Source organism: Methanobrevibacter sp. UBA188 (assembly GCF_905234905.1).
In the GTDB taxonomy this organism is placed as follows: domain Archaea; phylum Methanobacteriota; class Methanobacteria; order Methanobacteriales; family Methanobacteriaceae; genus Methanocatella.
The window spans coordinates 1-4,255 of sequence record NZ_CAJOJM010000076.1; the positions used below are offsets into that span (position 1 = coordinate 1).

3 protein-coding genes are annotated in these 4,255 nt (G+C 31.9%); all 3 read right to left on the reverse strand.

The window, feature by feature from the left end; translation table 11 throughout:
* Positions 1-164 precede the first annotated feature (164 nt).
* The 3 genes from QZ143_RS09320 to QZ143_RS09330 are packed head-to-tail and all read right to left on the reverse strand — an operon-like array spanning position 165 to position 3,089.
* Positions 165-854 (reverse strand): 2Fe-2S iron-sulfur cluster-binding protein, encoded by a 690-nt coding sequence (locus QZ143_RS09320; protein WP_292601951.1) that lies wholly within the window; start codon positions 852-854, stop codon positions 165-167.
* A 2-nt stretch (positions 855-856) separates the two neighbouring features.
* A complete protein-coding gene (locus QZ143_RS09325; RefSeq protein WP_292883523.1) occupies positions 857-2,527 on the reverse strand; it encodes an FAD-binding protein in 1,671 nt (556 codons plus the stop codon).
* Positions 2,528-2,540: 13 nt separating this feature from the next.
* Complete coding sequence (locus QZ143_RS09330) at positions 2,541-3,089, reverse strand: hypothetical protein (RefSeq protein ID WP_292883526.1); 549 nt, start codon at positions 3,087-3,089, stop codon at positions 2,541-2,543.
* Between the last annotated feature and the right edge of the window lie 1,166 nt (positions 3,090-4,255).

Genomic DNA, 4,255 nt, shown 5'->3' on the forward strand with positions numbered 1-4,255 from the left:
AAAATAGTTAGACAATTCAGATTATATTATTGAATTTTTATTATATTTGCATTTCAAAAATTTTATAATTAGCAGAAAATAAATTTTTTTAGAGTTTTGTGGTTCAAATAGATAAGGTTGCGAACTATATCATATATTTTATACGAATTATTCGTATTTATCAGTTATTTTTTCAATAATTTATGGAATTTCCAAATTGAATGGCGATTCATTATTGAAATAGCTCTTTGTGTTTGAATATTCATTGGACAAACATTTTCACAGGCAAGAGATTTCACACAATCATTATAAAAATGATTACTGTAATTTTCTTTGAGAAACTTTAATTTATCCATATCACTTTCCTGTTTTGATATTTTAGAGGATGTCACAGGTAAAATTGCGCCATAGTAATTGTCTTCGCCGGTATAGTTAGGACAGGCTTCTAAACAGCACCCGCACATCAAACATTGTGATGCTTCATATTCAAATTCTAGATTATCCTGATTAATACGTGATTCTTCTTCAAGCCATTGGCGGGAATTTTTAATGTTTTCAAACATTGAGGTTCTATCGACAACCAAGTCCTTTACAACATGAAACTTGCTTAAGGGTTCTATTGTAATCTTATGCATTTTTTTGGTTGTTGCTTCTTCATTCACAAATGTTTTGCATGCAAGCTTTGGCAAACCATTGATTATCATTGAACAACTTCCGCACAGTCCTTGAAGGCAACTGGACGAATAATGGATTTTAATATCATGTTTCACATTGATTCTTTCTAATAGAGTAGTTACCGGAATGTTGAGATTGCCTTCATAAGTATATTCCTTCATGCCTTTTGAGGTTTTTATAATTACGGTTATTGACTCCATTTTTACCAGCTCATTCTCTCCTCTGTATCGTTGAATGTAATTTTTAATTCATCATTGTCAAATGATATCACGGTTGTTTTTAGGTATTCCTCATTTGTTTCGGGATAATCTAATCTTTGATGTGCGCCTCTGCTTTCTTTCCTTGCTAATGCTGATGATAGCATTGCTTTTGCAATATCTGTCAGTGATCTTAATAAAATGTAATCATAATAGCACCCATGACTGTTTACATGAATTGTTTCAAGGGAATTCAGTTTATTCAATCCTTCTTTTAGTTCACTTTCCGTTCTGTAAATCCCCATGGTTCTGTTCATTATATTTGCAATTTCTTCTTCAATTTCATATGATGAAATGTTGTTGGCCTCTTTTTGCAGTTCCTTCCAATTTTCATAGGCTTCATATTCGTAGTTTAATATTTCATATTCTTCAGAACTATTATTTTCACATGAAATTTCTTCCAATTGATCAGCCACTACCCATCCACCGTGTATGGCTCCAAGCAATGAATTTCCTCCAAGACGGTTGGCGCCGTGGTACTGTGAAGAGCATTCTCCAATAGCGAATAAATTCCTAATATTGGTTTTATGAGCATCGTCTGTACGTATGCCTCCCATGAAGTAATGGACACCCGGATAAACTGGAATTGGCTCACGAGTAGGGTCAAGATTTAGATAGTTCATACAAACGTCATAAACCTCATCAAGCTTAGTTTTGACGGTTTTTTCATCCAAGTGAGTTAAATCCAAATAAACCTTATTTTCACCATCAATTCCCATGTCATCTTCATGACATACTCTGTATATGCTTCGAGATACAACATCGCGTGGCATTAAAGCACCCTGTTCAGGATACCATTCTTCCATGAAATACCATTTTTCACCATTGCGCAAAGTATATAATCTACCGCCTTCTCCACGGGCGGCTTCAGTAATGAGCATTCTTTTAACAGGGGTTTCTATGGTTGTTGGATGGTACTGTATCATTTCCATATTGGCTAATTCAATGCCCTGATGCAATAATTTCCCGCTTACAAATCCGTCATTGTGCAGGGATCCGCTGATTTTTCCAAAAACCTTATTCATGCCGCCGGATGCTATAACAACAAAATCAGCATAAAAATCTCTTATTTCCTCTGTATTTTCGTTAATCATAACCACGCCACGACAGACTTTATCATCGTCCAATATCAATGATAAGAATCTCCAACCGATGTATCTTTTAATTTTATCTTTATATTCCCATTTCCTGCATTCGGTGTTGATTGCTGTTAGTATCTGTTTTCCTGTTCTTGCACCGGCATAAGCTGTTCTCATCTTCTTTTGGCCACCAAAGTACCTGACATCCACATTGCCGTCGTCATCTCTTGTGAAACTTGTTCCAAGTTTGCTTAACCAATCGATTATTTCTGGGGCATCATTTGTTAGTTTTTCCACGGCATTATGGTTGTTGATATGTTGTCCTGCATTAATGGTGTCTGTATAATGTTCATTTACAGAGTCATCTTCTCCTTTAGTGTTTAATGCGGCATTTATTCCGCCCATTGCCATTACTGATTGGGATCGTTCTGAATGCGCCGGTGAAAATAATTTCACGTGCATATTTTTGCTGGCGGATTTTACGCTACAGGTCAGTCCTGCAAGACCTGCACCAATCACTATAATTTCTTTTACCATAAAATCAACTCTTTCATAGAATATAATATGATAGTTCTGTTAGGAACAATAATGTGAATATTATAATTAACAGGATTCTGATAACTTTCCTGCATTTGTCATAATCATTTTTTTCAACTAAAAATCCAAATGAGACCAATAATCGTGGAATGCTTATTTGCAAATGGATGAATAATGTTATAAAGAATAATGTGTCGATAGTTAGATGAGTAATTTGCCAATTAAAATTTGGAATATATGCTGGAAGATAAATGTATGATAAAACATGTGCTACAATAAAGATGATTATAAATATCCCGCTGATTGCCTGAACTATCGTATCCTTATTGATATTGGCATATACATGTATTTTTCGCTGTTTAATCTTGTCTTTGATGAATAGATATAGACTTATAATTATATGGACTATAACAAAGAATAATAGTACTTCACCGGTTACAATAGTATTTGGAGTGTATTCAATTAATCCAGCTAGTAACAATCCTGTTAATAAAGCATGAGATGCAAGTATTAAAATTATTATTATGACTAATAGTGAATTTAATTTTCGTAATTGAAACATTGTTAGTTATTTATGGTCATGTTAATTAATTAATTTTTGTATTCAGGATGTAGTCTCTTAAAATTAGCAATATTTAATAGTTATCTAGTCAAACAGTTATTCTTTTTTATCAGAGTTTAGTAGTTCAAATCGATAAGGTTGCGAACTATATCATACGTTTTATACGAATTGTTCGTAGTTTTATCTCTATCTTTAGGTTGGTTAGTATATTTTCTTTGTTTCTCTATTAAATTAAAATCCCTACTAGAAAAGAACAAAGCAAATAAAAATTAGTCAAATCAATGTCTACAACATGTTTTCACATGTTGGAACAAGTAGACATTGAATTAAAATCTATCTATTCAAATAGTTTAGAATTTAATTGTATCCAATGTGGATTTTAAACTCTACTGAATATTATGAAATATATTTTATATAAAGTTTACTGTTTTTAATTTATAAACTGCAGGGAGTGTCGATTATAATCCAACAAACCCAAACATAACCCGTTAAGGCTATCGCTAAACAATAATTATAATATTTGATGTTTTCTGCAGTTTAAAGGAGAAATCAATTAAGTCATCGGATTAGTTATATGTAATCCATATGATGTAGAATGCCAAACACCACGTGATTATGGTGTATATAAGCATTCCAATCCAAAATTTCCTTTGGACACTCATAAGGATTCCTCCATTCAAATAGATAGATTTGCCAAGAGGAGAGTTCAATAGAACAGTTGTTCTAAATTCTCTCATCGGAAATATTATTTTGTTCCTAATAATATCACCTCCTTTTGAATCAAGAGTTTGATTACTTATAATATTAGATAAAATAGTATAAATAATTTTTTTGGCTTATACTCAAGTAAAAATTGCTTTTGAAGTGTAAAAATGTTTCATGTTTGATATATGGGTGAAAAAAGTACAGCAATAAAATTTCGTTTGTATATTATGAATTGTCTGAAAATATCGGACAGTTGAAAATGCCTTTAACAGATGGTAAAATAAAAAATGGTTTTGCAACAAATAAAATAGAATTTGAGTTGAGAAAATCGATAAGTATCAGAACTTTTTTATAAGTTTCATACGAATTATTCGTATTTTTGGGGTTATTTTATATAAAATAAAATGTTTTCAGTGGTAAAATCCTATAAGAAATATTATTCCATTTTGTATCTTATGTTC